The organism is Leifsonia sp. NPDC056665 (assembly GCF_042791795.1).
Taxonomy (GTDB): domain Bacteria; phylum Actinomycetota; class Actinomycetes; order Actinomycetales; family Microbacteriaceae; genus Leifsonia.
This window is the reverse complement of the sequence record NZ_JBHTXK010000001.1, coordinates 1-24,719: the sequence shown is the minus strand read 5'-3', so window position 1 is coordinate 24,719 and position 24,719 is coordinate 1. Positions and strand designations below refer to the sequence as shown.

General features: G+C 70.0%; 23 protein-coding genes. 13 read left to right on the top strand and 10 right to left on the bottom strand.

The genetic code is table 11. The features are described 5' to 3' along the window. Nucleotides 1–60: 60 nt before the first annotated feature. A complete protein-coding gene (locus ACFQ9V_RS00115) occupies nt 61–309 on the bottom strand; it encodes a WhiB family transcriptional regulator (protein ID WP_018190103.1) in 249 nt (82 codons plus the stop codon). 226 nt (nt 310–535) lie between these two features. Between ACFQ9V_RS00115 and ACFQ9V_RS00110 the strand changes: the two genes are divergently transcribed. The 7 genes from ACFQ9V_RS00110 (at nt 536) to ACFQ9V_RS00080 (ending at nt 6,848) form a co-directional block, all read left to right on the top strand. After that, the gene (locus tag ACFQ9V_RS00110; RefSeq protein WP_382457157.1) at nt 536–1,006 is read left to right on the top strand and encodes a hypothetical protein; all 471 of its coding nucleotides are present in this window, start codon (nt 536–538) and stop codon (nt 1,004–1,006) included. A 36-nt stretch (nt 1,007–1,042) separates the two neighbouring features. Further along, nucleotides 1,043–1,798: a DUF1684 domain-containing protein gene (locus ACFQ9V_RS00105; RefSeq protein WP_382457156.1), complete on the top strand. Its 756-nt coding sequence runs from the start codon at nt 1,043–1,045 to the stop codon at nt 1,796–1,798. 67 nt (nt 1,799–1,865) lie between these two features. Further along, nucleotides 1,866–3,365, top strand: coding sequence for an ABC transporter substrate-binding protein (locus ACFQ9V_RS00100; RefSeq protein ID WP_382457155.1), 1,500 nt, complete (start codon nt 1,866–1,868; stop codon nt 3,363–3,365). A gap of 99 nt (nt 3,366–3,464) precedes the next feature. Beyond that, nucleotides 3,465–4,427 (top strand): ABC transporter permease, encoded by a 963-nt coding sequence (locus tag ACFQ9V_RS00095; RefSeq protein WP_382457154.1) that lies wholly within the window; start codon nt 3,465–3,467, stop codon nt 4,425–4,427. Further along, a complete protein-coding gene (locus ACFQ9V_RS00090) occupies nt 4,424–5,302 on the top strand; it encodes an ABC transporter permease (protein WP_382457153.1) in 879 nt (292 codons plus the stop codon). Before ACFQ9V_RS00095 ends, ACFQ9V_RS00090 begins: the two co-directional genes overlap by 4 nt. Beyond that, the gene (locus tag ACFQ9V_RS00085) at nt 5,299–6,087 is read left to right on the top strand and encodes an ATP-binding cassette domain-containing protein (RefSeq protein ID WP_382457152.1); all 789 of its coding nucleotides are present in this window, start codon (nt 5,299–5,301) and stop codon (nt 6,085–6,087) included. Before ACFQ9V_RS00090 ends, ACFQ9V_RS00085 begins: the two co-directional genes overlap by 4 nt. Then, entirely contained in the window at nt 6,084–6,848 is a 765-nt protein-coding gene (locus ACFQ9V_RS00080) for an ABC transporter ATP-binding protein (protein WP_382457151.1), read from the top strand. The genes ACFQ9V_RS00085 and ACFQ9V_RS00080 overlap by 4 nt, the downstream gene beginning before the upstream one ends. Before the next feature lie 63 nt (nt 6,849–6,911). On the opposite strand, the gene ACFQ9V_RS00075 is transcribed toward ACFQ9V_RS00080, so the two are convergent. The 4 genes from ACFQ9V_RS00075 to aroA all read right to left on the bottom strand — a co-directional run bounded on the left by ACFQ9V_RS00075 (nt 6,912) and on the right by aroA (nt 10,623). Continuing rightward, the gene (locus ACFQ9V_RS00075; protein ID WP_382457150.1) at nt 6,912–7,541 is read right to left on the bottom strand and encodes an acetate uptake transporter; all 630 of its coding nucleotides are present in this window, start codon (nt 7,539–7,541) and stop codon (nt 6,912–6,914) included. 104 nt (nt 7,542–7,645) lie between these two features. Beyond that, nucleotides 7,646–8,119, bottom strand: a complete 474-nt coding sequence (bcp, locus tag ACFQ9V_RS00070) for a thioredoxin-dependent thiol peroxidase (protein WP_382457149.1) — start codon at nt 8,117–8,119, stop codon at nt 7,646–7,648. A 68-nt stretch (nt 8,120–8,187) separates the two neighbouring features. Continuing rightward, nucleotides 8,188–9,258: a ribosome small subunit-dependent GTPase A gene (gene rsgA / locus ACFQ9V_RS00065; protein ID WP_382457148.1), complete on the bottom strand. Its 1,071-nt coding sequence runs from the start codon at nt 9,256–9,258 to the stop codon at nt 8,188–8,190. Further along, entirely contained in the window at nt 9,259–10,623 is a 1,365-nt protein-coding gene (gene aroA / locus ACFQ9V_RS00060) for a 3-phosphoshikimate 1-carboxyvinyltransferase (protein WP_382457147.1), read from the bottom strand. 160 nt (nt 10,624–10,783) lie between these two features. Between aroA and ACFQ9V_RS00055 the strand changes: the two genes are divergently transcribed. Both ACFQ9V_RS00055 and ACFQ9V_RS00050 read left to right on the top strand, forming a co-directional pair. Then, nucleotides 10,784–11,392 (top strand): sigma-70 family RNA polymerase sigma factor, encoded by a 609-nt coding sequence (locus ACFQ9V_RS00055; RefSeq protein WP_370056606.1) that lies wholly within the window; start codon nt 10,784–10,786, stop codon nt 11,390–11,392. Continuing rightward, complete coding sequence (locus ACFQ9V_RS00050) at nt 11,389–11,634, top strand: zf-HC2 domain-containing protein (protein WP_179607524.1); 246 nt, start codon at nt 11,389–11,391, stop codon at nt 11,632–11,634. Before ACFQ9V_RS00055 ends, ACFQ9V_RS00050 begins: the two co-directional genes overlap by 4 nt. An 85-nt stretch (nt 11,635–11,719) precedes the next feature. Here the strand turns inward: ACFQ9V_RS00050 and ACFQ9V_RS00045 are convergent, their stop codons facing one another. The 3 genes from ACFQ9V_RS00045 to ACFQ9V_RS00035 are packed head-to-tail and all read right to left on the bottom strand — an operon-like array spanning nt 11,720 to nt 14,415. Next, nucleotides 11,720–12,499: a VOC family protein gene (locus tag ACFQ9V_RS00045; protein ID WP_382457146.1), complete on the bottom strand. Its 780-nt coding sequence runs from the start codon at nt 12,497–12,499 to the stop codon at nt 11,720–11,722. A gap of 43 nt (nt 12,500–12,542) precedes the next feature. Continuing rightward, nucleotides 12,543–12,959, bottom strand: a complete 417-nt coding sequence (locus ACFQ9V_RS00040; protein ID WP_382457145.1) for a hypothetical protein — start codon at nt 12,957–12,959, stop codon at nt 12,543–12,545. Nucleotides 12,960–13,017: 58 nt separating this feature from the next. Then, complete coding sequence (locus ACFQ9V_RS00035; protein ID WP_382457144.1) at nt 13,018–14,415, bottom strand: MFS transporter; 1,398 nt, start codon at nt 14,413–14,415, stop codon at nt 13,018–13,020. A gap of 170 nt (nt 14,416–14,585) precedes the next feature. Here ACFQ9V_RS00035 and ACFQ9V_RS00030 point away from each other — a divergent pair, with 170 nt between their 5' ends. Beyond that, complete coding sequence (locus tag ACFQ9V_RS00030; protein ID WP_382457143.1) at nt 14,586–16,943, top strand: sulfatase-like hydrolase/transferase; 2,358 nt, start codon at nt 14,586–14,588, stop codon at nt 16,941–16,943. Between the two features lie 37 nt (nt 16,944–16,980). Beyond that, the gene (locus ACFQ9V_RS00025; RefSeq protein WP_382457142.1) at nt 16,981–18,087 is read left to right on the top strand and encodes an epoxide hydrolase family protein; all 1,107 of its coding nucleotides are present in this window, start codon (nt 16,981–16,983) and stop codon (nt 18,085–18,087) included. 8 nt (nt 18,088–18,095) lie between these two features. Here ACFQ9V_RS00025 and ACFQ9V_RS00020 read toward each other — a convergent pair whose 3' ends face one another. Further along, on the bottom strand, nt 18,096–18,446 hold the full coding sequence (locus tag ACFQ9V_RS00020) for a metalloregulator ArsR/SmtB family transcription factor (RefSeq protein WP_370056612.1): 351 nt from the start codon (nt 18,444–18,446) through the stop codon (nt 18,096–18,098). Nucleotides 18,447–18,661: 215 nt separating this feature from the next. Here ACFQ9V_RS00020 and ACFQ9V_RS00015 point away from each other — a divergent pair, with 215 nt between their 5' ends. Continuing rightward, nucleotides 18,662–19,063 (top strand): arsenate reductase ArsC, encoded by a 402-nt coding sequence (locus ACFQ9V_RS00015; RefSeq protein WP_382457141.1) that lies wholly within the window; start codon nt 18,662–18,664, stop codon nt 19,061–19,063. A gap of 64 nt (nt 19,064–19,127) precedes the next feature. On the opposite strand, the gene ACFQ9V_RS00010 is transcribed toward ACFQ9V_RS00015, so the two are convergent. Further along, nucleotides 19,128–23,012: a multifunctional oxoglutarate decarboxylase/oxoglutarate dehydrogenase thiamine pyrophosphate-binding subunit/dihydrolipoyllysine-residue succinyltransferase subunit gene (locus tag ACFQ9V_RS00010; protein WP_382457140.1), complete on the bottom strand. Its 3,885-nt coding sequence runs from the start codon at nt 23,010–23,012 to the stop codon at nt 19,128–19,130. A gap of 135 nt (nt 23,013–23,147) precedes the next feature. Here ACFQ9V_RS00010 and ACFQ9V_RS00005 point away from each other — a divergent pair, with 135 nt between their 5' ends. Continuing rightward, a complete protein-coding gene (locus tag ACFQ9V_RS00005) occupies nt 23,148–24,587 on the top strand; it encodes a GuaB1 family IMP dehydrogenase-related protein (protein WP_382457139.1) in 1,440 nt (479 codons plus the stop codon). The last annotated feature ends 132 nt before the right edge of the window (nt 24,588–24,719 follow it).

The following is a 24,719-nucleotide window of genomic DNA, read 5'->3' as shown; positions in this document are numbered from 1 at the left end:
CCGCCTCGGCGGCGGAGGTGCTGTGATTCGGGATGTATCGCTGTGTTCGTGGGCCCGGTGTCAGGACGCGCGACGGGCGCGGGCGGCGCGGCGCTTGAGGGCGCGGCGCTCGTCTTCGGAGAGTCCGCCCCAGACTCCGGAGTCCTGGCCGGTCTCGAGGGCGTACTGCAGGCAGATCTCGGTAACGGTGCAGCGCGCGCAGACCGCCTTCGCCTTGTCGATCTGGTCGACCGCGGGTCCCGTGTTGCCGACGGGGAAGAACAGCTCGGGGTCTGCGGTCAGGCAGGCGGCTTTGTCGCGCCAATCCATGAAGATATGCTCCTTGTTAGCTGGATGTTTCCTGGCCCGAGGGGGCCTAGAATGCAGGTAAGCAGCCGCGTTACAGGGTTCTTCAGATCCATGGGGAATGAGACCTGCCCACCACCCTGTGAGCACTAACTCGGCCTTGAATATGCTCCCATAGCAGTTGATTCGGATCAATAGTTCTGCATGGGATAACGCTGTGAACACGAGCACGAAACGTCAGGATGCTATAGTGACCGACCCCTCCGCGCCCGGCCTTCCGGCGTCCGATCCGTCGCGCTCCCGGCCTCCGCTGCTGATCGCGCTGGCGGTGATCCTGACGCTCGAAGCCCTGCTGGTCACGGGCCTCGCGGTGTGGCTGCTGTTCGAGCTTCTCACGACGACCCCCCAGTCGTACACCACCGCGGTCGCGATCACCATCCTCGTCGTGCTCGGGGCCGCCTGGCTGATCCTCACGCTCGTCGGCATCCTCCGGCTGCACGCGTGGGCGCGGGCCTCCACGGTCACCATCCAGATCCTGATGATCGCGGTGGCGGTCGGCAGCTTCGAGGGACTCGTCGCGCGGCCCGACCTCGGCTGGGCGCTGCTCGTCCCCGCCGTCATCGCCGGCGTGCTGGCGCTCGCGCCCTCCGTCGTCCGGGCCACCGCGCGCCCGGCCGAGGCCGACGAGGACCCCGATCGCAATACGGGGACACACGAATAGCGTGACGGCGGGAACAAGGCGCAGACTCGCACTGTTATGGCTGACATCGTGACTGAACTCTCCGCTCCGGCCCTCGCGTCCCCGTCCATCATCCAGACCGCCGAGGCCGGCTACGCCGACTGGCGCGCCTGGCGCCTCTCCTCCGTCGCAGCCCCGACCGGCAACCTGGCGCTCATCGAGACCCGCTGGCTCGCGGACGGCGAGCAGACCACCGCAGAGCAGGCGCTTGCCGGGCACCCCGCGACCGTGACCGCCACCGAGCTGAGCCGCCGCAACCTCGACACCGGCGCACCGGAGCGCGGCATCCGGCTCTGGGACGCGGCCTCACCCGCGATCCGCGCGTTCGAGACGATCGACGCGTTCCCGTTCGACCCGTCCTGGATCGTGGAGGCCACCTTCACGCCGGTGAGCGGCGAGCGGACCATCCCGTTCGAGCACATCCGCGACAACGGAGGCACCCGCGACCTGGTCGTGCCGGGCGACATCACCTTCGAGCGCGACGGCGTCGACTACACGCTGAGCGCGTTCGACGACGACGGCACGCTGCTCCTGGTCTTCGGCGACCCGACGAACGGCGACGACGGCGCGGACGGCAGCTACGCCTCCGGGCGCTTCCTCTTCGTCACGCGCGACGGCGACCGCGCCGTCCTCGACTTCAACCGCGCCTTCGTGCCGCCGTGCGGCTTCTCGGATCAGTACAACTGTCCGCTGCCGCCGCGGAACAACCGCTTCCCCGTCCCGGTCACCGCGGGCGAGAAGCGCGTCGTGCTCCGCGACGGCGCCGCGCACTGAGCCTCGGCTCCCCTCAGCTTCACCCCTTCGCACACACCCCCACTCCACACAGCACAGGAGAACTCCGTTGAGAAAGACCCCCCTGCTCGCCACGATCGCGATCGGCATCGCCGCGTCCCTGGCACTCGCCGGCTGCTCCGGCGCGTCCTCGTCGCCCTCCGGCGGCACTGACGCGTCCATCGCCGTCGGCTCGCTCTACGAGCCCGTCAACCTGGACAACACCGCCGGCGGCGGCCAGGGCGTGACCGAGGCGCTGAACGGCAACGTCTATGAAGGCCTGTTCAAGCTCACGGACGACGGCAAGGTCCAGCCGCTGCTCGCCACGAAGTACACGGCGAGCTCCGACGGCCTCACCTACACGTTCACCCTCCGCGAGGGGGTGAAGTTCCACTCCGGCAAGCCGCTCACCAGCGAGTCCGTCAAGACGAGCATCGAGCGCGTGCTCGCCACCGACTCCCAGTCGGCCCGCAAGTCTCAGCTCGCCGTCATCTCCGGCATCCAGACCCCGGACGACAAGACCGTGGTCATCTCGCTGAAGTCGCGCTCCATCTCGCTGCCGTACAACCTCAGCTACGTCTGGATCTACGGCCCCGGCACGACGAACTACAAGACGGCGGAGGACGGCACCGGCCCGTACACCCTCGGCACCTGGAAGCGCGGCAGCTCGCTGAGCCTCGAGCGCTGGAACGGCTACTGGGGCGGCAAGGCGAAGAACAAGGAGGTCGTCTACGACTACTTCACCGACGCCAGCGCCCTCTCCAACGCCCTGCTGACCAACCAGGTCGACGTCGTCACCAGCATCCAGAGCCCTGACTCGCTGACCCAGTTCGAGGGCAACAAGAACTACACGATCAGCAACGGCAAGTCGACGACGAAGGAGCTCCTCGCCTTCAACGACAAGGTGGCGCCCTTCAACAACGCGGAGGTCCGCAAGGCGGTCTACTCGGCGATCGACACCAAGAAGCTGCTCACCTCGATCTGGGGCAAGTACGGCACGCTCATCGGCTCGATGGTCCCGCCGAGCGACCCCTGGTACGAGGACCTGACCAAGGTCAACCCGTACGACACCACCCTCGCGAAGAAGGAGCTGGCCGCGGCCGGGCTCCCGAACGGCTTCTCGTTCACCCTCGACACGCCCACCTACGACCCGCACCCCGCGGTCGCGGAGTTCCTCAAGAGCGAGCTCGCGAAGGTCGGCATCACGGTGAACATCAACTCCATCTCGGCCGACCAGTGGTACACCAAGGTGTTCAAGAACCATGACTTCACCGCGACCCTGCAGGAGCACGTGAACGACCGCGACGTGGTCTGGTACGGCAACCCCGACTTCTACTGGGGCTACGACAACCCGCAGGTCACGACGTGGGTGAACGAGGCCGAGCAGTCCAGCACCACGGCCGAGCAGACCGCGAAGCTGAAGCTGGTCAACGAGCAGATCGCCAAGGACGCCGCCAGCGCGTGGCTGTACCTCTACCCGCAGATCGTGGTGGCGTCGAGCTCGGTGAGCGGCTACCCGGTGAACGGGCTGAACTCGCAGTTCTACGCGTACGACATCGTCAAGAAGTAGGCAGGCGGAGTCCTCCACAGGCACTCTTCCTCGTCGAGTTATCCACTGATGCTCGGGAGGCCCGCACCGGGTCTCCCGAGCATCTACGCTGAATTGATCATGACCTCCTACCTCCTCCGCCGCACCGCGTTCCTCGTGGTGTCCCTGCTGCTGGCGATGGTCGTGCTGTTCTTCCTGCTGCGCGTGCTGCCGGGCGACCCGGCCAACGCCCTGCTGTCGGCCAGCGCGACGCCCGACCAGATCAAGGCGGCGCAGGAGCAGGTGGGCAGCAACCTCCCGCTGCCCGAGCAGTTCGCGAACTGGTTCGGCTCGCTGCTCACGCTGAACCTGGGGCAGTCGTTCATCACGTCGCTCCCGGTGGGGCCGGAGATCGCCTCGCGGCTGGCGGTGACCATCCCGCTCACCCTCCTGTCGTTCGCGCTCGCTCTCGTGCTGGCGCTGCCGATCGGCTTCGTCGCAGCCTGGAAGGCCGACCGATGGTACGGGCTGGTGCTGTCCGCCTTCTCACAGCTCGGCATCGCCGTCCCGGTGTTCTGGGTGGGCATCCTGCTCGTGGACGCCTTCGCGGTGAACCTGCGCTGGTTCCCGTCCGGCGGGTTCCCGCGCGACGACTGGGCCGACCCCGCGGCGGCGCTGCAGTCGCTCGCGCTCCCGGTCATCACCATCGCCATCGTGATGAGCGCCTCCATCTCGCGGTACGTGCGCAGCGCGACGCTCGACGTCATCGGCAGCGACTACCTGCGCAACGCCCGCGCGCTCGGCTCCGGCTTCGGGCGGGCGATGTGGCGGCACGGCCTGCGCAACGGTGCGGTGCCGGTCATCTCCATCCTCGGCATCGAGCTGGCGACGACCTTCCTCGGCGCCGTCGTGGTCGAGAGCGTCTACACACTGCCCGGCCTGGGCAGCATGCTGCTCACGGCGATCCAGCAGCACGACTATCCCGACATCCAGGGCATCCTGTTCGTCTCGACGCTGCTGGTGCTGATCGTCGGCTTCCTCGCCGACATCGTGCAGCGGCTGATCGACCCGCGCCTGCGGCAGAGCATCTCGGGCAACCGATGAGCGCGGTGGTGCAGCAGGCGGCGCAGACGGCGCCGGACCCGCAGGAGCGGGCGCGCCGTCGCGCTCGGCGGTCGGTGACACTCGGGATCGGTCTCGCCCTGGTGGGCATCGTGGTGCTGGTCGCCGCGCTCTCGTTCGTGTGGCTGCCGTTCGCCCAGGGCGATACGTCGGGAGGCCGGCTGGCGCCGCCGGACGGCACGCACTGGCTGGGCACCGACCGCTTCGGACGCGATCTGACGACGCAGCTCATGATCGGCGCGCGCATCGCGCTCGCCGTCGGCGTCGGCGCGGTCGTGATCGGTGCCGTCATCGGCATCACGATCGGGATGCTGGCGGCCTTCGCGACGCGCTGGCTGGACGACACGATCTCGGCGGTGCTCGACATCGTCATCGCCTTCCCCGTCCTGCTGCTCGCCATGCTCATCGTGGCGGCGCAGGGCGCGTCGCTCGGCACTGCGATCCTCGCCATCGGGCTGGCGATGTCGGCGGTGGTCGCCCGGCTCACACGGGTGCTTTCGAAACGGGTGCTCGCCCAGCAGTACGTGACGGCGGCTCGCACGTCCGGCACGTCGTGGGGCGGGGTGGTCGCCCGGCACGTCCTCCCCAACATCTGGCCGACGCTCGGCGTCAACCTGGCCCTCCAGTTCGGCGTCGCCGTGCTCGCGGAGGCCAGCCTCTCGTACCTGGGCCTCGGCGCGCCGCCGCCCAACGCGTCGTGGGGCCGGCTGCTGCAGGAGGCGCAGGGGACGGTCGCGGTCGCGCCCGTCGGCGCCATCGCGCCCGGCGTCGCACTCGTCGTCCTGGTGGTCGGCGTCAACCTGATCGCCGACGGCCTGCGGGACGTCGCCGACCCGACGCGGAGGAGGTCGCGATGATCCTCGACGTGCAGAACCTCGGCGTGACGGCCCGCGACGGTTCGCCGCTGGTGTCGGACGTCTCCTTTCGGCTCGAGCCGGGGGAGCGGCTGAGCCTGATCGGGGAGTCCGGGTCGGGCAAGTCGCTGACCTCCTTCGCGATTACCGGTCTCCTGCCGGACGGCCTGACGGCGACCGGAAGCGTCGAGCTCGCCGACGTCCAGGTGATCGGCGCGAAGGAGCGCGCGCTGGTCCCGCTGCGCGGACGCACGGCATCGACGGTCTTCCAGGAGCCGCTGACCGCGCTCGACCCGCTGATGCGCCTCGGCGCCCAGGTGGCGGAGCCGCTGCGCCGGCACCTCGGGCTGCGTGGCGCCGCGCTGCGCGACGCGGTCCACACGGCACTGGAGGAGGTGCGCCTCCCCGACCCGGAGCGGATCGCACGCGCGTACCCGCACGAGATCTCCGGGGGCCAGCGTCAACGCGTGGCCATCGCCGCGGCACTCGCCTGCCGGCCCCAGCTGCTCATCGCCGACGAGCCGACGACCGCGCTCGACGTGACCGTGCAGGCGGACATCCTCGCCCTCATCGACTCCCTCGTGGCCGACCGCGGGATGGCGCTGCTGTTCGTCAGCCACGACCTCGCGGTCGTCTCGCGCATGACGGAGCGGGCGCTCGTGCTGCGCGCGGGCCGCGTCGTCGAGGAGAGCACAATCGAGCGCATCCTCAGCGTCCCAGCCGATCCGTACACGGCCGAGCTCGTCCGCAGCGCGCGCGAGCTGGACGCCGCCCTGGAGGTGCGATGACCGCCGTCCTCGAGCTCCGCGACGCGGGCTTCCGCTACCGCCGGTCGAGCACCCCGGCGCTGGAAGACGTGTCCTTCACCGTCGAGCCCGGCCGCAGCGTCGGCCTGGTGGGGGAGTCCGGCGCGGGCAAGACCACCCTGCTCTCGCTGCTCCTCGGGCTCGCCAGCCCGACCTCCGGGAGCATGCTGTTCGACGGGAGGCCGCTCGACCGCGGCGACCGGGCGCTGATGCGGGAGTTCCGCCGCAGCGTGCAGACGGTGTTCCAGGACCCGTACTCGTCCCTCGACCCGCGCCAGAGCGTCGGCCGGATCGTCGCCGAGCCGCTCGCGTCGCTCCGGATCGCCTCCGGCGCGGACGCCCGCTCGCGCGTCGCGGACGCCCTTCGCGCGGTCGCCCTGCCGGAGGACGCGGCGGGCCGCTACCCGCACGAGTTCTCCGGCGGCCAGCGCCAGCGCATCGCGATCGCCCGCGCGATCGTCTCGCGCCCCCGCGTCCTCCTCGCCGACGAGCCGGTCAGCGCGCTCGACGTGACCACGCGCATCCAGATCATCGAGCTGCTGGGCGAGCTCGCGGCGCAGGAGGGCATGACGGTGGTGATGGTGTCGCACGACCTCAGCGTGGTCGCGACGCTCTGCGAGCAGACGGTCGTGCTGCGCTCCGGCCGGGTGGTGGAGCAGGGGGCGACGAGGGACGTGCTCGGCGCGCCCCGGGATGCCTACACGCAGCGCCTCATCGCGTCGGTGCCACGGCTGCCCGCCTGAGTCCCGCTTGCCTGCGGAGTCCCGCCGCCCGCGTAAGCCCCGGTCGGCCGCGCCTCCCAGCGCCTACACGCGCGGCCAGACCGGCAGCACGTCGCGCTTCCAGGTCGCGTTCGTGACGCCGGCCCACGAGGTGTAAAGGGCGACCGCAGCCGTCGCCAGTCCGAGCCAGCCGCCGGTCTGCGTCGCTGCCGGCGCTCCCGCCAGGTCCCCGATCGACAACGCGACGAACGTCAGCGTCAGCAGGACGAACACCGTCAGCGTCGCCCCGTTGGTCTTCGCCGCGGCGACCGTCATCAGCGCCGTGAAGATCGTCCAGGCGAGCAGGAAGAAGCCGGCGCCGACGGAGCCGGCGTCCTCCGCCAGCCCGGGGGCGGTGCGCAGCCACCAGAACGACAGCCAGAAGGCGCCGTAGGACGTGAAGGCGGTGGCTCCGAACGTGTTGCCTCGCGCGAACTCCCACAGTCCAGCCGCGAACTGCGTCAGCCCGCCGTAGAACAGTGCCATGGCGACGGCAGTGGCCCCCGCCTCGCCGACCAGGCCCGCGTTGGCGAGGCTCAGCAGCATCGTCGTCAGCGCGAACGCGGCGAGGCCGAGCGGGCCGGGATCGGCGACCCCGGCGCGGGCCGTGGTCACAGCTGGGGCCGTGGCCGGGGTCGTGGGGTGGGCGATGGTCCGCTCGGCGGTTGCGCTCATGCGGTGCACTCCTTCGTACAAGGTCAGCCGGAACGGCCGTCCCTCGACATTAGAATGCCAGATCGCAGATTGCAAACGCCTATTGTCAGTCAGTTCGGCTGAGGTCAGTCCAGGCCGAGCTTCTTCCGCAGCGACGCGACGTGGCCGGTCGCCTTCACGTTGTAGAGCGGCAGCCGCACGGTGCCGTCCGGGTTCAGCACGAAGGTGGAGCGGATGACGCCGGTGACCGTCTTGCCGTAGAGCTTCTTCTCGCCGTACGCGCCGTACGCGTTGTGCACCGCGAGGTCCTCGTCCGACAGCAGCGGGAAGTTGAGGCGCTCCTGCTCCTGGAACTCCTTGTTCTTGGCCGGGACGTCCTTCGAGATGCCGATGACGCGGTAGCCGCTGGAGGCGAGCGAGTTGAGGTTGTCGCGGAAGTCGCAGGCCTCGGTGGTGCAGCCCGGTGTCATCGCGGCCGGGTAGAAGTAGACGATCACGTTGTCGCCCGAGTAGTCGGCGAGCGACACGGCGTTGCCGTCCTGGTCCTTGAGGGTGAAGGTGGGCGCGGGCTGTCCCGCTTCGAGTCGAACGTCAGTCATGCTCCCCATTCTGCCGCGAACTGCCGAGGGGCACGTAAACGCCCTCAAAACGCGGTTTTAGGGGCGGTTTACGCGCCCCTCGGGGACTGCTGGGCGGGGGCGAAGGTGGCGAGGAGGCGCTGCAGCGAGTCGAGGCGCGCGCGGCCGGTCTCGCCGAGGCGGCCCTCCTCGACGGCCTCGATGATCGCGCAGTCCGGCGCGTCCGGGAGGTGCGTGCAGCCGCGCGGGCAGTCCTCGGCGATCGCGGCCAGGTCGGTGAACGACTTCAGGATGCTCGCGGTGTCCACGTGGCCGAGCCCGAACGAGCGCACACCGGGGGTGTCGATGACCCAGCCGCGGCCCTCGGCGCTCTCCACCCGCAGCGACACCGTGGAGGACGACGTGTGCCGCCCGCGCCCCGTCACCACGTTGACGTGTCCGGTCGCGCGCTTGGCGCCCGGCACGATCGCGTTCACCAGGGTGGACTTGCCGACGCCGGAGTGGCCGACCACCACAGTGTCGTGGCCGACCAGCGCGGCTTTGATCTCGTCCACCGGGATGTGGTCCTCCCGGCTGGTGAACACCGGGAGGTCAAGCCCGGCGAAATTCTCCAGGAACGGCGCGGGGTCGGCGAGGTCGATCTTGGTGACGCACAGCATCGGCTCGATGCCCGCGTCGTAGGCGGCGACCAGGTAGCGGTCGACCAGCCGGGTGCGCGGCTCGGGGTTGGCCGCTGCCACCACGATGAGCATCTGGTCGGCGTTGGCGACGACCACGCGCTCCACCTCGTCGGTGTCGTCGGCGCTGCGCCGCAGCAGGGTCGATCGGGGCTCGATGCGCACGATGCGCGAGAGCGTGCCCTCCTCACCGGTCGTGTCGCCGACCACGGCCACCCGGTCGCCGGTCACGATCGGCTTGCGCCTCAGCTCGCTCGCGCGCGCCGCGACCACCTGATGCTCCTCGGGGGTGTCCTCGTCGAGCAGCACCGTGTACCGGCCGCGGTCGACGCCCAGGACGCGCGCGATCTCCGCGTCGGCATGCTCCGGCCGGGTCTTGGTGCGCGGACGGTTCCCCTTGGGGTTCGGCCGGGAGCGGATGGCCGACTCGTCGTAGAGGTCGTACTCGTCGTCCTCGTCGCCGTCATCCGACCACCACGACATCTACGCCGCCGCGCCTTCGGCCAGCATCCGGGTCCAGAGCTGCGGGAACTGCGGCAGGGTCTTGGCGGTCGTCGCGATGTTCTCGATCTCCACGCCGGGCACGACCAGGCCGACGATCGCGCCCGCGGTCGCCATCCTGTGATCCTCGTAACTGCGCCAGACGCCGCCGGTCAACGGACGCGGCTCGATGCGGAGGCCGTCCTCCAGCTCGGTCACGGCGCCGCCGAGGCCGTTGAGCTCGGCCGCGAGGGCGGCGAGCCGGTCGGTCTCGTGGTGGCGGATGTGGCCGATGCCGGTGATCTGGCTCGGGCCGTCGGCGAACGCCGCGATGGCCGCGATCGCCGGGACCAGCTCGCCGCCGGTGGAGAGGTCGATCGAGATCGGCTGGATGCGCTCCGGGCCGGTCACGGTGAGGCGGTCGCCGTCCTTCGCCACGGTCGCGCCGAACAGCGGCAGCAGGTCGGCGAGGTCGGCGCCCACCTGCGTGGTCGACTCCGGCCAGCCGGTGATCGTGACCGAGCCTCCGGTGACGACCGCGGCGGCCAGGAACGGGGCCGCGTTGGACAGGTCGGGCTCGATGTCGACGTCACGCGCGCCGATGGCGCCGGGCCGGACGATCCAGCGCCCGACCTCCGGCGACTCGACCGTCACGTCGCGCGCGGCGAGGGCGGCGATGGTCATCTCGATGTGCGGGAGGCTCGGGAGGCGCTCGCCGGAGTGCGTCAGGTCGAGGCCCTCCTCGAAGCGGCTCGCCGACAGCAGGAGCGCGCTGACGAACTGGCTGGAGCTGGACGCGTCGATCCCGATGGCGCCGCCCTGGACCGTGCCGGTCCCGTGGACGGTGAACGGGAGGGCGCCGCGGCCGTCGTCGTTCACGTCGACGCCGAGCGCGCGCAGCGCAGCGATGATCGCGCCCATCGGCCGGCCGCGCGCCGAGTCGTCGGCGTCGAACATGGTCGGCCCGAGTGCGAGGCCGGCGAGCGGCGGCACGAAGCGCATGACCGTGCCCGCCTGGCCGCACTCGATCGTGGTGCTGCCGAGCAGCTCCTCCGCCGGCGTGATCAGGAGATCGCTGCCGAACTCGCTCTCGCCCGGCTTCTCGACGATCGAGACGCCGAGCGCGCGCAGCGCCTCCACCATGTTGGCGGTGTCGCGGGAGTGCAGCGGCGCGTGAAGCAGCGACGGGCCGTCGGCGAGGGCGGAGAGCACCAGCTCGCGGGCGGTCAGCGACTTGGAGCCGGGCAGCGAGACGGAGGCCGTGACCGGGCCGCCGGCGACGGGCGCCGGCCACAGCGGGTTCGGCTCCTCGGCGCGGTTGTCGCCGTACGGGTCGAACTCGGGGGCGGAATATTTCGAGATGAGCATTGTTGTCAAGGGTATCCGTGATCGAGCCCGAAGGAAGGACTGGCCCGTGCCCGCAGCAACCGCTGTCCTCGACGCCCCCCGCACCCGTGCGCTGGCGCCGTCGAGGGTCCGACCCTCCCGTCGGGTCGCTCAGCGGTCGCCGCAACTAGACTGGCCCCTGATGAGCACCGAAACCGAGGACAAGGGCGCGCTGTTCGAAGAGCAGGCGCTTCCCTTCATGGACCAGCTCTACGCGGCAGCCCTGCGCATGACGCGCAACCCGGCTGACGCGCAAGACCTCGTCCAGGAGACGTACGTCAAGGCGTATGCCGCCTTCGCGCAGTTCCAGCAGGGCACGAACCTGAAGGCGTGGCTGTACCGCATCCTCACCAACACGTTCATCAACACCTATCGCAAGAAGCAGCGCGAGCCGTATCAGGGGACGATCGACGAACTCGAGGACTGGCAGCTCGGAGGCGCGGAGTCGACCACCGCGTCCTCCAGCCGCTCGGCCGAGGCCGAGGCGATCGACCACCTGCCCGACAGTGCCGTCAAGGACGCGCTGCAGGCCATCCCGGAGGACTTCCGGCTGGCCGTCTATCTCGCCGATGTCGAGGGATTCTCCTACCAGGAGATCGCCGACATCATGAAGACCCCGATCGGCACCGTCATGAGCCGCCTCCACCGCGGCCGCCGGATGCTCCGGGAGCTTCTGACCGACTACGCGCACGAACGCGGGCTCTCAGCGGTCCAGGGCCCGGCCGTGCAGACCACCAGGAGAACGAAATGACCGACTGCGGCTGTGAGAAGGCGAAAGCCGAACTCGAGGAGTACCTGCGCAACGAGCTCTGCAACGAGGATGCTGCAGACGTGCGCGAGCACCTCGCGAACTGCGACGGCTGCTCGAGCGAGGCGCACCTGAACGTCGTGCTCACCGAAGTCGTGCAGCGCGCCTGCAAGGAGACGGCTCCCGAGACGCTGCGCACCGAGGTGCTGCTGCGCATCCGGTCGTTCCAGGCGTCGGTGCACTGACACCGCGCACTGACACCTGCCCGATTCATCACGAATGTCGACTCTGACGCGCTGAAACGCGCGATTCGTGCCGAATGTCGGCGCCTCAGGCGATGGAGCCGGGGACCTCGTGGAGGAAGAACAACCCGCCGAGGGGGTCGGTGACCTGCGCGAAGCGGCCGAACTCGCTGTCCCACGGGTCGCGGATGGCCGTGCCGCCCAGCTCGACCACGCGAGCGACGGCCGCTGCGGCGTCCTGGACGCCGAAGTACACCACCCAGTGCGACGGCACCTCCGGCGGCAGCATCCCGTCCGCGTCGAAGACGCCGCCGCTCGGTGAGTCGGGGTCGCCGAACGTCTCGTAGCGGAAGTCCGCGGTGTCGCCGAGCACGGTCGTCCTCCAGCCGAACACCCGCTTGTAGAACTCGACCTGCTCGGCGTAGCTGCGGGCGTACAGCTCGTGCCAGGAGAGCCCGCCGACCTCGGCCACGAGCTCGAAGCCGCGGTGCTGCTCCGGCTCCCAGAGCCCGACGACCGCGCCGCCCGGGTCGGCCACGACGGCGAGCCTGCCCTGGTCGCCGACGGCCATCGTGGGGGAGAGCACCTGCGCGCCCGCGTTCTCCGAGGCCCGCTCCCCGGCCGAGGCGTCCTCGACGAGCAGGTAGGTGAGCCAGGCGTTTGGCCGCTGGCCCTCCATCACCTCACCCATCCCGGCGACGAGGTGCCCGTCGCGCCGGAAGGTCACGTAGCCGCCGTACTCGCCGCCGCCGGTCTCGGTGGTCCAGCCGAACAGCGACGTGTAGAACTCCTGGGCGCGGGGGAGGTCGGTGGCGGCGAAGTCCACCCAGCAGGGCTCACCGAGACGGTGCGTGGTCAGGACGGTCATGCGGTCAACGTACGCCCGGCGGAGGGCGCCCCGCTAGCGCCGGTCACCGGTACTGCGCGCGGTCGTACGCCCGCAGCTCGCGCCCGTGCACGGTGAGCGCGTAGATGACGATGAGGTCGAGGGCGAACACGATGATCGACCACCACGGCTGCGCCGGCAGCGACAGCAATTGGCTCACGGCGTTGACGGCGACCACGATCACCGCGAAGACCCGCGCCCAGGTGCGGCCGTTGGCGAGCGCGATGCCGGCGGCCACGAGCACCAGGCCGATCAGGAGGTGCCACCACCCCCACAGCGACACGTAATACACGGTGGTGCCCTCGCTCGTCGTGAAGTACTGGCTCGACGGCAGGAGGATCGCGAGGATCCCGAACAGGATCTCGATCGCGCCGCCGATCAGGATCATGATGGCTGCGAACCAGCCCCACCCGATCCACGCGGTCTGTCGTTCGTCGCTCATGGCAGCCTCCCCGGTCGGCCACACGGTACAACGGCGCTCGGCGCCGCGACAATGCCCGTCAGGCGGGCGCGGGCTCGGCCGTCGTGCGCGGCAGCAGCACCGCCGCGATCAACCCCGTCGCCCCCAGCACAGCGACCACGGCCATCGCGATCCCGTACGCCTCGCCCCCGGCCTGGAGGTTCGCCACCAGGATGGTGCCGGCGATGGCGGTGCCGAAGGTCGAGCCGAGGTTGGAGACGCTGCGCGAGAGCCCGGAGATCTCGCCCTGGACTCGCTCGGGGAACGCCGACTGCACCACGTTCACCGACGGCGTCAGCATGAGGCCGAGCCCGGCGCCGATCAGGAACAGGCCGGGCACGAACGGCCAGCCTCCCGTAGCCCCCGCAGCGAGCCAGATCAGCAGCACCACACCGGGCACGCACAGCACGAAGCCGGTGATGATCAGCCCGCGCTGCGAGAACCGGCGCGCCAGCCTCCCGGCGAGCAGGGAGGTCAGCAGTAGCCCGACCGTCGCAGCGGTGAAGATCACGCCGGTCTCGATGGCGTTGTAGCCGCGGATCACCTGGAGGTACGCCGACACGGTGAACGAGGTTCCCATCAGGATGACCCACTGCAGGTTCTGGGTGATCAGCGCGAGGTTCGACACCCGCACCCGGAACAGGCTCGTGGACAGCAGGGGCGCCTTCCCGATCCGCTCGCGCCGGCGCACCCAGAGGAAGAACCCCACCAGGATCGCGACCCCCGCGAGCACGAGCACGATCATCAGCGGCACGCTCGTGTCGGCGGCGAGGATCCCCATCACCAGCACGAACAGGCCCAGCGCCGACAGGATCGCGCCCACGAGGTCGAACGGCCGCGACGGGTCGGCGGGCAGCGGGTCGGTCAGCGACCGGCTGAGCAGCAGGATGACCACGATCACGAGGGCCTGGAACAGGAACGCCGCGCGCCAGCTGATGCCGGTCGTGATCAGGCCGCCGATGAGTGGGCCGGCCGCGGCGCCGACGCCGCCCATCCCGCTGATGATCCCGAACGCGACCGCACGGGTCGGGATGTCCGGCAGGCAGATCGTGGTGAGGATGTAGACCGGCGGGATGAGCATGGCGGTGCCGACGCCCTCCAGGATCGAGTTGCCGAGGATGACCGCCCACAGCCCCGGTGCGACCGCAGTGATGAGCGCACCGACCCCGTAGACGATCAGGCCGATGATGAAGCTCCGCTTGCGGCCGATGTTGTCGGTCAGCTTGCCCATCGGGATCATCAGGGCCGCCATCGTGAGCAGGAACAGCGTGATGCTGATCTGGATGCCCTGGACCGTCGTGCCGAGATCGCGCGACATGTCGTTGATCATCACGTTCATGTTCGAGCCGGCGAAGCTGCAGATGAACTGCGCCAGCGCCAGCGGAGCGATGATGCGGCGGATGGTGGCTTGCGAAGCTGCTGCGGTCGTTCCGGTCATGTCGGCTCCCGGTGTCTGCCCTGCTCCCACTGTGTGCTCTGGCCGGATGCTACTGCGCGCGGATCGGTGGGTGCAATCGGGGTTGCCGCCGCTGGAAGGGCGGCGTTAGGGTGCGGCCGTCCGGGGTCGGCGTGGTACTGGCGGACCCGCTCAGATCGAAGGGGGACACCATGCCCGCACCGTTCCGAGGCCGGATCGACCTGGACATCCGGGACGCGGAGCCCGACTGGGCGCCATTCGAGCCGCCCAAGGCCCCGGAGGGCGCGCCCAACGTCGTCCTCATCGTGCTGGACGACGTCGGGTTCTCGGCGATGAGCTGCTACGGCGGCCCGATCGACACCCCGAACATCGACCGGCTGGCCGACTCGGGCGTGCGGTTCACGCAGTGGCACACGACCGCGCTCTGCTCGCCGACGCGCTCGGCCCTGCTGACCGGGCGCAACCACACCCGCAACTCGATGGCGTGCATCACGGAGGCGGCGACCGGGTTCCCGAACGCGAGCGGCACCATCCCGCAGGAGAACGGGATGCTCTCGCAGATCCTGGGGGAGCAGGGCTGGAACACCTACATCGTCGGCAAGTGGCACCTCTGCCCGTCCGACGAGATGAACCTGGCCTCCACCCGCCGCAACTGGCCGACGGGCCGCGGGTTCGAGCGCTTCTACGGCTTCCTCGGCGCCGAGACGAACCAGTGGTACCCGGACCTGGTCTACGACAACCATCCGGTCGACCAGCCGGCGTCGCCGGAGGACGGCTACCACTTGACCGTCGACCTCACCGACAAGGCCATCGAGTTCATCGGCGACGCGAAGGCGCTGGCGCCCGACAAGCCGTTCTTCCTGTACTACGCGCCCGGTGCCGCGCACGCACCGCACCACGCGCCGAAGGAGTGGATCGAGAAGTTCGCCGGGCGCTTCGACGGCGGCTATGAGGCGATCCGGGAGGAGATCCTGCAGCGGCAGATCGCGCTCGGGCTGGTTCCGGAGGGCACGGAGCTGCCGCCGATCAACCCGATCGGGACGCCGGAGACCCGCAGCGGCCCGGAGGGCCAGCCGTTCCCGCCGCTCGACGTGACCAAGCCGTGGGACACCCTCGGCGACGACGAGAAGCACCTCTACGCGCGCATGGCGGAGGTCTACGCCGGCTTCCTCGCCCACGCCGACGACCAGATCGGCCGGCTGCTCGACTACCTGGAGGAGTCGGGCGTCCTCGACGACACGCTGATCGTGCTGGTCTCCGACAACGGCGCCAGCGGCGAGGGCGGCCCGGAGGGGTCGGTGAACGAGAACAAGTTCTTCAACGGCATCCCGGACAGCCTGGAGGAGAACCTCGCCATGCTGGACGAGCTCGGCGGCCCGAAGACCTACAACCACTACCCGAACGGCTGGGCGATGGCCTTCAACACCCCGTTCAAGATGTGGAAGCGCTACGACTACAACGGCGGGACGGCGGACCCGTGCATCGTGTCCTGGCCGAAGAAGCTCGGTCACGGCGGCGAGCTGCGCCACCAGTACCACCACGCGGTCGACATCGTGCCGACCATCCTCGACCTGCTGGAGGTGGAGGTCCCCGACCAGATCGGCGGGCACGTGCAATCCCGGATGGACGGGGTGAGCATGCGCTCGGCGGTCGCGGGCGCCGACTCCCCGACCACGAGGCCGACGCAGTTCTACGCGATGCTGGGTTCGCGGTCCATCTGGCACAACGGCTGGAAGGCGGTGTCGAACCACCCCGTGCTCAGCGGCTGGAGCCGGTTCAACGACGACACCTGGGAGCTGTACCACACCGACGTCGACCGCTCGGAGGTCCACGATCTTGCGGCCGAGCATCCGGACCGGGTGCGTGAGCTGGTCAACCTGTGGTTCGCCGAGGCGGGCGCCAACCAGGCGTTCCCGCTGGACGACCGCTCGGCCATCGAGATCCTGCTCACGCCGAGGCCGACGCTGACGAGCCCGCGGAACCGCTACGTCTACCGCGTGGGCGGGGCCGAGATCCCGGAGTCGCAGGCCGTCAACATCCGCAACCGCTCGTATGCGATCGGGGCGCTCGTGGACCTGCCGTCGCCGGGAGCTCAGGGCGTGCTCTTCGCGCACGGCGCCCGGTTCGGCGGCCACGCCCTCTATGTGAAGGATGGCCGGCTGCACTACGTCTACAACTTCGTCGGCAGCCTGGAGCAGCGCATCGACGCGACCGTGGACCTCCCCAGCGGCGAGGGCCTCATCCTCTCGGCCGCCTTCGAGAAGGACGGCGAGGAGGCGCCGGGCCTGGCGACCGGCATCCTGAGCCTGTACCACGGCCCGGACAAGGTCGGCGAAGGCCGCATCAAGACGCAGCCCGGCTACTTCTCGCTCACCGGGGAGGGCCTCTGCGTCGGGTGCGACGGCGGCGAGCCGGTGACCGACGACTATCCGGGGGAGCGTCCGTTCCGGTTCACGGGCGGCACGCTGCACCGCGTGGTCGTGGACGTCAGCGGCGACCCGTACCTCGACCTGGAGCGCCAGGCCGCGGCGATGCTGGCGCGGGAGTAGCTGGCCGGCTGTCGGGCCCTCCCGGTACGGTGGCCGCATGGCCATCGACGACTTCCGTATCCAGGTGCCCGACGACGTGCTCGCCGATCTGAGGGACCGCCTCGCCCGCACCCGCTACCCGCGCTCGCCGCGGTCCGGCTGGGAGGGCGGCCTCGGCGGGGAGGAGCTGCGCGCACTGGTCGACGGCTGGCTGGCGTTCGACTGGCGGGCCGAGCAGGAGCGGCTGAACACGGTGGAGCAGCACGTCGCCGTGGTGGCCGGTCACCGCCTGCACTTCGCGCGCGTGCGCGGCGCCGGCGCCGGCCCGCACACCCCGCTCCTGCTCCTGCACGGCTGGCCGAGCGCGTTCGTCGAATACCTCCCGCTCGCGCGCCTGCTCTCGGATTCGTTCGATGTCATCGTCCCGTCGCTTCCCGGGTTCGTGTTCTCCGAGGCGCTGGAGCCGCCGCTGACCCGGCGCGCGATCGCGGACGCGCTGCACGGACTGATGACGGAGGCGCTCGGCTTCGAGCGCTACGCGACGTTCGGCGGCGACATCGGCGGCGGAGCCTCCACCTGGCTCGGCGTCGACCACCCGGACCGTGTGGTCGGCATCCAACTGCTGAGCGGCCCGTTCCCGCAGGGCGACCCGGCGGACGACGACGAGGCCCGCTACCTCGCCGCGCTGGACGAGTACGACCGGCTGGACGGCGGCTACAGCGAGATCATGCTCACGCGCCCCGACACCATCGCGGCGGCGCTGAACGACTCCCCGGCCGGGTTGCTGGCCTGGATCGCCGACAAGTGGCACGACTGGATCGACGACCGGGAGGACGGCGCCTGGCAGCGCGTGGTCGACTCCGGCATCCTCTACACGATCGCGACGCTGTACTGGACGACCGGGAGCATCGGGACATCCTTCCAGCAGTACTACGACTACGAGCAGAACCCGCCCCGGCCGCCGATCGCTGCGCCCGTGGGGGTCTACCTCGGGCGGGAACCCGGGTTCGCCGGCTTCCCGCGCTCATTGGCCGAGCGCGCGGCCCCGCGGCTGGTCGAGTTCGTGCTGGCGCCGGTGGGAGGGCATTTCGCGGGGTTCGAGGAACCCGAAGCCGCCGCGGACGCGATCCGCGGTTTCCACGCGCGGCTGCGCGGCGAGGGCTGATCCGCCGGTCAGACCGACGTCAGGAACGACGACACGATGTCGAGCGAGCCGGGCACGATCCGGTAGTACGCCCAGGTGCCGCGCTTGCTTCGGCTGAGGAATCCGGCTTCCACCAGGATCTTGAGGTGGTGCGACACGGTCGGCTGGGAGAGGTCCAGCGGCTCGGTGAGGTCGCACACGCATGCCTCGCCGTCCTCGTGAGCGGCGACCATCGAGAGCAGGCGCAGCCGTGCCGGATCGGCCAGCGCTTTCATGGCCCGGGCGACCGAGACGGCGTTCTCCTCGCTGATCACCTCTTTCGTGATCGGCGCGCAGCACGCCTGGAGGTCGCGCAGGGGGAGGAGCTCGGTGATCGCCATGGTTCGATCCTCCTCGATATATTGACAAACGTCAATGTAGTTGTTCATCCTTGGTTCATCGACAACCGTCGATGAAGAAGGGAGAATGAACATGGGTTGCTGCGACACGACCGAATGCCAGCCGCTGCCGGACGGCTCCTGCCCGCCCGACTGCTGCTGAGTCCACCGGGCCGTCGCCCACGCGGCGGCCCACCCCCTCGAACCTGGAGAACCGGATGACCGACACCACCCCCACCGTCCTCTTCGTCTGCGTCCACAACGCCGGCCGCTCCCAGATGGCCGCCGGCTACCTGAGCGCCCTGGCGGGAGACCGGGTGCAGGTACTGTCCGCCGGCTCGGAGCCCGCGGACCGCCTCAACCCGATCGCCGTGCAGGCCATGGCTGAGGAGGGCATCGACATCGCCGCGAACACGCCCGCGATCCTCACCACCGAGGCAGTCAAGGAGTCCGACGTCGTCATCACGATGGGCTGCGGCGACACCTGCCCGATCTTCCCGGGCAAGCGGTATGAGGACTGGGATCTGACCGACCCGGCAGGGCGGCCGATCGAGGAGGTGCGGCCGATCCGGGATGAGATCAAGCAGCGCGTGGAGGCCCTGCTCTCCGAACTCGGCTGACAAGCCGGGCGGAACGACAGGAGCCCCGGTCCGATCGGACCGGGGCTCCTCGACGTCCAGGCGCTTAGAGCGTCAGCGCGCGCTGGATGAGCAGCGACTGCTCCTGCGCGTGGCGCTTCGCGGAGCCCGCGGCGGGCGACGCCGACGCGGGGCGCGAGATGACGCCGATCGGGCGCGGGCCGAGCTTGGAGGTCTCCAGGATGATGAACGGCCAGGCGCCCTGGTTCTCCGGCTCGTCCTGCGTCCAGACCAGCTCGGCGTTCGGGTAGGAGTCGGCCACGGCCTTCAGCTCCTCGCCGGGGAGCGGGTAGAACTGCTCCACGCGCACCAGCGCGATCTCCGGGTTCGGGTTCTTCTCCAGCTCGTTCGCGAGGTCGTGGTAGAGCTTGCCCGCCATGAACAGCACGCGCTTCACGGCTGCCTTGTCGGTGATCCGCGCATCGTCGATGACCGGTTCGAACTTGCCGGTCGTGAAGTCGGCGACGTCGCTGGAGGCGCCGCGCAGGCGCAGCATCGCCTTCGGCGTGAACACCACCAGCGGACGGCGCGGCCGGGCGTAGGCCTGGCGGCGCAGCAGGTGGAAGTACGACGCCGGGGTCGACGGGCGCGCGACGGTCATGTTGTTCTCGGCGCAGAGCTGCAGGTAGCGCTCGATGCGGGCGCTGGAGTGGTCAGGCCCCTGGCCCTCGTAGCCGTGCGGGAGCAGGAGCACGAGCGACGAGCGCTGGCCCCACTTCTGCTCGGCCGAGGAGATGAACTCGTCGATGATGATCTGGGCGCCGTTGGCGAAGTCGCCGAACTGGGCCTCCCACAGCACGAGCGCGTCGGCCCGCTCGACCGAGTAGCCGTACTCGAAGCCCATCGCCGCGTACTCGCTCAGCAGCGAGTCGTAGATCCAGAACTTCGCCTGGTTGTCGCTGAGGTTCGCCAGCGGCAGCCACTCCTGGCCGTTCAACCGGTCGTGGAGCACAGCGTGGCGCTGCACGAAGGTGCCGCGGCGCGAGTCCTGGCCGACGAGGCGCACCGGGGTGCCCTCCAGCAGCACGCTACCGAGTGCCAGCAGCTCGCCGAAGCCCCAGTCGACGCCGCCGTTGCGGCTCATGTCGCTGCGCTTGTTGAGGAGCTGCTGCAGCTTCGGATGCACGGTGAAGCCCGCGGGCGGGTTGTTGAACGCGTCGCCGATGAGCGAGATGACCTGGGCGCTGACGGCCGTGGTGTCCGGCTCGCCGACATTGTCGTTCTCGTCCTGCTGCGCGATCGGGTGCTCGAGGTCGGCCGTGGCCTCGCCCTGCGTGATGATCGGCACCGAGTTGGTCTGAGCGGCGTGCGTCTCCATGAAGGCGCGCTCGAGGCGGTCCTGGAAGTCGGCGTGCGCCGCCTGGTACTCCTCCTCGGTGATGTCGCCGCGGCCGACGAGGGCCTCGGTGTAGAGGCGGCGGACCGAGCGCTTGGCCTCGATGAGGTTGTACATCAACGGCTGCGTCATCGAGGGGTCGTCGCCCTCGTTGTGGCCGCGGCGGCGGTAGACGATGAGGTCGACGACCACGTCGCGCTTGAACTCCTGGCGGTACTCGAACGCGAGCTGCGCCACGCGGACCACAGCCTCCGGGTCGTCGCCGTTCACGTGGAAGATCGGCGCCTGGATGGTCTTCGACACGTCCGTCGAGTAGACCGACGTGCGGCCCTCGCCGGGAGGCGTGGTGAAGCCGACCTGGTTGTTGATGTTGACGTGGATGGTGCCGCCGGTGCGGTACGCCCGCAGCTGCGACATCTGCATCTGCTCGACCACGATGCCCTGGCCGGCCATCGCCGCGTCGCCGTGGACGAGGATCGGCAGGGTGAGGAAGGTGCCGGCCGGGCGGCGGTCCTGCTTGGCGCGGACGATGCCCTCCAGGACGCCGTCGGCTGCCTCCAGGTGCGACGGGTTCGCGGCGAGGTACACCGGGATCTCGGCGTCGGCGCCCTTGAAGGTGCCCTCGGTGCCGAGGTGGTACTTGACGTCGCCGGAGCCCTGCACGGTGCGCGGGTCCTGGGTGCCCTCGAACTCGCGGAAGATCTGACCATAGGTCTTGCCCGCGATGTTGGTGAGCACGTTCAACCGGCCGCGGTGGGCCATGCCGATGGCGGCCTCGTCGAGCCCGGCCTCCGCAGCGCCCTGCAGGATGGTGTCGAGCAGCGCGATGGTCGACTCGCCGCCCTCCAGGCTGAAGCGCTTCTGGCCGACGTACTTGGTCTGCAGGAAGGTCTCGAACGCCTCCGCCTCGTTGAGCTTGCCCATGATGCGCAACTGCTCGTCGTGCGTCGGCTTCTCGTACGGGCGCTCCAGCTTGTCCTGGAACCACTTGCGCTGGGCCGGGTCCTGGATGTGCATGTACTCGACGCCGACGGTGCGGCAGTACGAGTCGCGCAGCACGCCGAGGATGTCGCGGAGCTTCATCTTGCGCTTGTCGCCGCCGAACGCGCCGGTGACGAACTCGCGGTCGAGGTCCCAGAACGTGAGGCCGTGGTTCTCGATCTCGAGGTCGGGGTGGCTGCGCTGGACGTACTCCAGCGGGTCGATGTCGGCCATGAGGTGGCCGCGCACCCGGTAGGAGTTGATCAGCTCCTGGACACGGGCGGTCTTGTCGACGGCGCTCGCCAGGTCGACCGAGATGTCCGGGTTCCAGTGGATCGGGATGTACGGGATGCGCAGCTCGGCGAAGATGTCCTCGTAGAAGCTGCGCTTGCCGATCAGCAGCTCGTGCACGATCTTCAGGAACTCGCCGGAGCCGGCGCCCTGGATGACCCGGTGGTCGTAGGTGCTGGTCAGCGTGATGGTCTTGCCGATGGCGAGGCCGGCCAGCGTCTTCTCGCTGGAGCCCTGGAACTCGGCCGGGTACTCGAGCGCGCCGGCGCCGATGATGGCGCCCTGGCCCTTCATCAGGCGCGGGACGGAGTGCACCGTGCCGATGCCGCCCGGGTTGGTCAGCGAGATCGTGGTGCCGGCGAAGTCGCCGGCGGTGAGCTTGTTGTTGCGGGCCTTGGAGACGAGGTCCTCGTAGGCGGAGAGGTACTCGCCGAAGGCCATCGTGTCGGCGCGCTTGATGCTCGGCACGAGCAGGGCGCGGGTGCCGTCCGGCTTCGGGAGGTCGATCGCGATGCCGAGGTTGATGTGCGCGGGGGCGACGACGGAGGGCTTGCCGTCGACCTCCTCGTAGAACACGTTCTGGCTCGGGAAGTCCTTGAGCGCCTGGATGAGCGCCCAGCCGATCAGGTGGGTGAACGACACCTTGCCGCCGCGGGCGCGCTTGAGGTGGTTGTTGATGACGATGCGGTTGTCGATCATCAGCTTGGCGGGGATGGTCCGCACGCTGGTCGCGGTCGGGACGCTGAGCGACGCGTCCATGTTGGTCGCCAGCGACTTCGCCATGCCGCGCAGCGGGGTGACCTTGTCCTCCTCGGCCGCCTCCACGGTGGCGTTGGGGGAGGTGACCGGGGCGTCGGCCGGGACCGGCTGCGGCTTCGGCGCGATCGACGTGGTGCGCGCCACCGGCTGGGCGCCGATGATCGGGATGGGGGTCGTGACCGGGCGGGGCTCGGACGACTGGGCCGGGCCGGACGATTGCGAGGGCCCGGACGGCTGCTCGGGGGCGCCGGGCGCCGGAGCCGGAGTCGCGGGCTGCGCGGGAGGCGTCGGGACCGTCGGCTCGGCGGGGGCCGGGAAGGTCGGCTCGCTGGGGGTGGGGACGCCCGGCTCGGCCGGGGTCGGGGCGGGCGTCTCGCTCGGAGTCGAGGCCTCGCTGTCCTTGATGGTCGGCTTGTAGTTCTCCAGGATCGGCCACCAGGACTTGTCGACCGAGTTCCTGTCCCGGAGGAACTGTTCGTACAGCTCCTCGACGAGCCACTCATTGGCTCCGAACTCACCCGACGATCCGTCGTCGGTTCCAACACCGGTCAATTGGCTCGACACAGCCGATCGCCCACTCTCTCCATTGATTTCGTTACGATCGGGCGGTCTAGGACCACCCGTTCCATCCGAGGTTCAAGCCTAATCCCATCCGCGACCGGGTGCGGGCGTCCGACCCGGGAGGATACCGTTATTCTCATGCAGTTCTATGCGACGACACCGCGGCACGACCTCACCTACTCGGACGTCTTCCTGGTCCCCTCGCGATCGAACCTGACGAGTCGTCTCGACGTGTCGCTCGCGCCGCAGGACGGGACAGGGGCGACCATCCCGATCGTGTCCGCGAACATGAACTCGGTGACCGGCAAGCGCCTGGCCGCCACGCTCGCCCGCCGCGGCGGTCTCGGCGTGCTCCCGCAGGACATGCACCTGCAGGACCTGGACGAGGCGATCCGCTGGGTCAAGGCGCAGCCGGTCGCCTTCGACACCCCGTACGAGGCGCGCCCGGAGGAGACCGTGGCCGACGTGCTGCGGCGCGTCCCCGCCGTCGAGGGGCACGGCGTGGTCGTGAGCGACGACACCGGGAAGTACCTCGGTTGCCTCGCGGCCGTCCAGCTCGGGTCGGCGCTGCCGGACGCGCGGATCGGCGACCTCCTGCACGGCGCGCTCACGTCCCTGGACGCGGAGGACCTGCCGGACGGCCGGGCCGCGTTCGAGGTCATGGACGCCGCCGGGCTGGCCTTCGCGCCCGTGCTCTCGCACGGCAGGGTAGTCGGCACGCTGAGCCGCACCAGCGCGCTGCGCTCCACCATCTACACGCCGGCGCTCGACGCCCACGGCCGCCTGCGCGTGGCGGCGGCGGTCGGCATCAACGGCGACGTCGCGTCGAAGGCCAAGGCCCTCGCCGCGGCGGGCGTCGACGTGCTGGTGATCGACACCGCGCACGGCGACCAGGACGGCATGCGCCGCGCCATCCACACCGTCAGGAAGCTCGGCCTCGGACTGCCGATCGTCGCGGGCAACGTCGTGACGGAGCAGGCCGTGCGCGACCTGGTCGCGGCGGGCGCCGACATCCTCAAGGTCGGCGTCGGTCCCGGCGCCATGTGCACCACGCGCATGATGACCGCCGTCGGGCGCCCGCAGTTCTCCGCCGTGCTGGAGACCAGCGCGACCGCGCGCGAGCTCGGAGCGCACGTCTGGGCGGACGGCGGGGTGCGCTACCCGCGCGACGTCGCGCTGGCGCTCGCCGCGGGCGGTGCGTCCGTGATGATCGGCTCGTGGTTCGCAGGCACGATCGAGGCGCCGGGTGCGATCGTGAGCGACGAGCGCGGCGCGCTGTACAAGGAGAGCTGGGGGATGGCCTCCACCAAGGCGGTCACCGGCCGGTTCGAGCGGCTCGACGCGTTCGAACGGGCCCGCAAGACGCTGTTCGCCGAGGGCATCTCCAGCTCGCGCATCTACCTGGACCCGCTGCGGCCGTCGGTGGAGGACCTCCTCGACATGATCACGACCGGCCTGCGCAGCTCCTTCACCTACGCCGGCGCCCGCACCCTGGCCGAGTTCCACGACCGAGCCCTCGTCGGCATCCAGTCCGCCGCCGGCTACGAAGAAGGCAAGGCCCTCCCCGTCTCCTGGTAAGCAACCGCCGAGTACGCGAATAGTCTGCGTACTCGGCTGGCGTGGTCTACCGGTGGATGCAACGGGCTGATCCGGAAGGATTCTGCTCATGGTCGGGACGCGGTTGTCTGTGGTGGAGCGTGGCAAGATCGA

Excerpts from the sequence above, each read along its gene's own strand:
- ACFQ9V_RS00115 (WP_018190103.1), bottom strand. The coding sequence starts at position 309 with ATGGATTGGCGCGACAAAGCCGCCTGCCTGACCGCAGACCCCGAGCTG.
- ACFQ9V_RS00105 (WP_382457156.1), top strand. The coding sequence starts at position 1,043 with ATGGCTGACATCGTGACTGAACTCTCCGCTCCGGCCCTCGCGTCCCCG.
- ACFQ9V_RS00095 (WP_382457154.1), top strand. The coding sequence starts at position 3,465 with ATGACCTCCTACCTCCTCCGCCGCACCGCGTTCCTCGTGGTGTCCCTG.
- ACFQ9V_RS00090 (WP_382457153.1), top strand. The coding sequence starts at position 4,424 with ATGAGCGCGGTGGTGCAGCAGGCGGCGCAGACGGCGCCGGACCCGCAG.
- ACFQ9V_RS00085 (WP_382457152.1), top strand. The coding sequence starts at position 5,299 with ATGATCCTCGACGTGCAGAACCTCGGCGTGACGGCCCGCGACGGTTCG.
- ACFQ9V_RS00080 (WP_382457151.1), top strand. The coding sequence starts at position 6,084 with ATGACCGCCGTCCTCGAGCTCCGCGACGCGGGCTTCCGCTACCGCCGG.
- ACFQ9V_RS00075 (WP_382457150.1), bottom strand. The coding sequence starts at position 7,541 with ATGAGCGCAACCGCCGAGCGGACCATCGCCCACCCCACGACCCCGGCC.
- bcp (WP_382457149.1), bottom strand. The coding sequence starts at position 8,119 with ATGACTGACGTTCGACTCGAAGCGGGACAGCCCGCGCCCACCTTCACC.
- rsgA (WP_382457148.1), bottom strand. The coding sequence starts at position 9,258 with ATGTCGTGGTGGTCGGATGACGGCGACGAGGACGACGAGTACGACCTC.
- aroA (WP_382457147.1), bottom strand. The coding sequence starts at position 10,623 with ATGCTCATCTCGAAATATTCCGCCCCCGAGTTCGACCCGTACGGCGAC.
- ACFQ9V_RS00055 (WP_370056606.1), top strand. The coding sequence starts at position 10,784 with ATGAGCACCGAAACCGAGGACAAGGGCGCGCTGTTCGAAGAGCAGGCG.
- ACFQ9V_RS00050 (WP_179607524.1), top strand. The coding sequence starts at position 11,389 with ATGACCGACTGCGGCTGTGAGAAGGCGAAAGCCGAACTCGAGGAGTAC.
- ACFQ9V_RS00045 (WP_382457146.1), bottom strand. The coding sequence starts at position 12,499 with ATGACCGTCCTGACCACGCACCGTCTCGGTGAGCCCTGCTGGGTGGAC.
- ACFQ9V_RS00040 (WP_382457145.1), bottom strand. The coding sequence starts at position 12,959 with ATGAGCGACGAACGACAGACCGCGTGGATCGGGTGGGGCTGGTTCGCA.
- ACFQ9V_RS00035 (WP_382457144.1), bottom strand. The coding sequence starts at position 14,415 with ATGACCGGAACGACCGCAGCAGCTTCGCAAGCCACCATCCGCCGCATC.
- ACFQ9V_RS00030 (WP_382457143.1), top strand. The coding sequence starts at position 14,586 with ATGCCCGCACCGTTCCGAGGCCGGATCGACCTGGACATCCGGGACGCG.
- ACFQ9V_RS00025 (WP_382457142.1), top strand. The coding sequence starts at position 16,981 with ATGGCCATCGACGACTTCCGTATCCAGGTGCCCGACGACGTGCTCGCC.
- ACFQ9V_RS00020 (WP_370056612.1), bottom strand. The coding sequence starts at position 18,446 with ATGGCGATCACCGAGCTCCTCCCCCTGCGCGACCTCCAGGCGTGCTGC.
- ACFQ9V_RS00015 (WP_382457141.1), top strand. The coding sequence starts at position 18,662 with ATGACCGACACCACCCCCACCGTCCTCTTCGTCTGCGTCCACAACGCC.
- ACFQ9V_RS00005 (WP_382457139.1), top strand. The coding sequence starts at position 23,148 with ATGCAGTTCTATGCGACGACACCGCGGCACGACCTCACCTACTCGGAC.